Raw genomic sequence first — 1,829 nt, forward strand, 5'->3', positions numbered from 1 at the left:
TCAAGCTTAAAGAATTTAAGGGAGAAGAAAATAATGCGATCGCTAACTCTAGAAACCATAGTGATGTAGAGCCCAATCAAGACTGCATTGACACTAAAGCAACTCCAGAAGGATATGTTAAACATCCTTTAGAACGAGTGTTAGAGTGGTTAGACATCACCATGCTTTGGATAGAAGAGCTAGTGGTTAAAATTTGGCGATTGCTGCAACGGTTGTGGCCATTTTGAATAGAGGGAATAGGGAATCGGGAATCGGGAATCGGGAATCGGGAGTAGGGAGTAGGGAGTAGGGAATCGGGAATCGGGAATCGGGATCCTGTTCCCTGTTTCCGAAAACCAGAAACTCTGTACCTCACCACATTGAAAACAGCTATATCCGCTATCAGCTATCATACCAAATCCGATTGGTATAAGGTAAAAACATTCCTGTGTTTTCCTTATACACTTTATAGTCAGCCGCAAAACTACTAGTTAAAAATTTAGCTTCTTCTTGGCGAGCAACTTGATAGTAGAGAACAAACATTACTACTACTGTTAGTATTAGCCAGAGTTGATTACTAACAAAAACACCAGCTAGCACAGAAAGCAGGTAGGATGTGTAAAAGGGATTACGAATGAATTTATAGGGGCCAGTGGTAATGATGTGGTTTGGTAAATCATCGGAATAGCAAATAGACAAAGGCTTTTCCTTAGTTGTTTTAACTGCCCACCAAAACAAAACTAATGAGATGATATAAATACTCAGTCCCATTAACCCTAGGATTAAATTACTTTCTTCCGTCAGAACGATCATACTGACCTGTAGAATTATTAATAGTGTCCATAAAAAAAACAGAATCCTCAAACCATTTGGAGTGCCGCTAGGCCGAGTAAATAAAGCAACGCCTGCCCAAGTAAAACTTATCAAACAAGTTGTGAATAAGATTAGGGCGCAAGATTTTAAGACTAGCATGATGTTTGCTTTAGTAATGTTGGCTCTTCCGTACTTGTTATGCTAAATTAACACTTTGATGAAGGGAGCAGGGAGCAGGGAGCAGGGAAGAGGGAAGGGCGTTACTGAATTAAGGAATGAATGCGCGATTATCTGGTTTTATTAAAGCCCCCTAAATCCCCCAACTTTGGGGGACTTTAAGAGTTTTGTTCCCCCCAGAATTGGGGGGCTAGGGGGGCGAAACCATACCCAGAATCAGCAACGCCGAAGTTTCTAGCCATGTTTGCCAGACATAGGGTGCAAGGAGAAGATGGTAAACCGATTATAGAGTATGACTTTTGCTAGTTTTCTCTACCTGTCTAGGCTACAGTTCCTTAATACGCTTCTTGATCACTATCATTTGGTGCTTGTCCACTGTAGTACTTTTGTCGAATGATTTTAGGCTCTGGTAAATCAAATATGTCAGATGGATTACCTTCAAGAGCAAGATTTCTGGCAGTAACGAGCATAGCATCATTTCTATTAACCTGGAACTGTTCAACAGCTTTAGGTTCAAACTGTCCCAAAATCAATAGATAGTTTTTCTGTAATCTTTCTGGTGGTTCAGAGTCAAGAGCATTCTTTACTGCTTTAATATGATCGTTTTGTTTAAAGTTATTATATTTGTGCCCTAGATATAACCAGGTTTCAGTTGCCATCAGCTTTTCTGTAAAACTAACTGAACTCTCTAAACTAGTACCAAATTTAACAATCAATTCCCATTCTTGAGCATCGATATTTGGCAGGAAGCGCATTGCTCTGATTGTAACTGCTTTTAGATACTCAACAGGCTGATCAAGCTTTTGATAATGTGTCAGTAAGCTTCTGATTTCAGCTAGATAGCCTTGCTTGGCTAGATC

2 protein-coding genes and 2 pseudogenes are annotated in these 1,829 nt (G+C 39.9%); 1 reads left to right on the forward strand and 3 read right to left on the reverse strand.

Annotated elements, in window-relative coordinates; genetic code table 11:
• Positions 1-227: pseudogene (locus F6K53_RS39495) on the forward strand (hypothetical protein); the annotation flags it as partial.
• Here the strand turns inward: F6K53_RS39495 and F6K53_RS39500 are convergent.
• From F6K53_RS39500 to F6K53_RS39510, 3 genes and pseudogenes are all read right to left on the reverse strand, one after another.
• A complete protein-coding gene (locus F6K53_RS39500; protein ID WP_293085435.1) occupies positions 180-392 on the reverse strand; it encodes a hypothetical protein in 213 nt (70 codons plus the stop codon). The pseudogene F6K53_RS39495 and the gene F6K53_RS39500 sit on opposite strands and share 48 nt — an antisense overlap.
• Positions 382-792 (reverse strand): isoprenylcysteine carboxylmethyltransferase family protein, encoded by a 411-nt coding sequence (locus F6K53_RS39505; RefSeq protein WP_293085438.1) that lies wholly within the window; start codon positions 790-792, stop codon positions 382-384. The genes F6K53_RS39500 and F6K53_RS39505 overlap by 11 nt, the downstream gene beginning before the upstream one ends.
• A gap of 512 nt (positions 793-1,304) precedes the next feature.
• Positions 1,305-1,829, reverse strand: a pseudogene (locus F6K53_RS39510) (hypothetical protein); the annotation flags it as partial.

The organism is Moorena sp. SIO4A1 (assembly GCF_010672065.1).
GTDB lineage: Bacteria > Cyanobacteriota > Cyanobacteriia > Cyanobacteriales > Coleofasciculaceae > Moorena.

Coding starts and splice junctions, on each gene's coding strand:
- F6K53_RS39505 (WP_293085438.1), bottom strand. CDS start 792: ATGATCGTTCTGACGGAAGAAAGTAATTTAATCCTAGGGTTAATGGGA.
- F6K53_RS39500 (WP_293085435.1), bottom strand. CDS start 392: ATGATAGCTGATAGCGGATATAGCTGTTTTCAATGTGGTGAGGTACAG.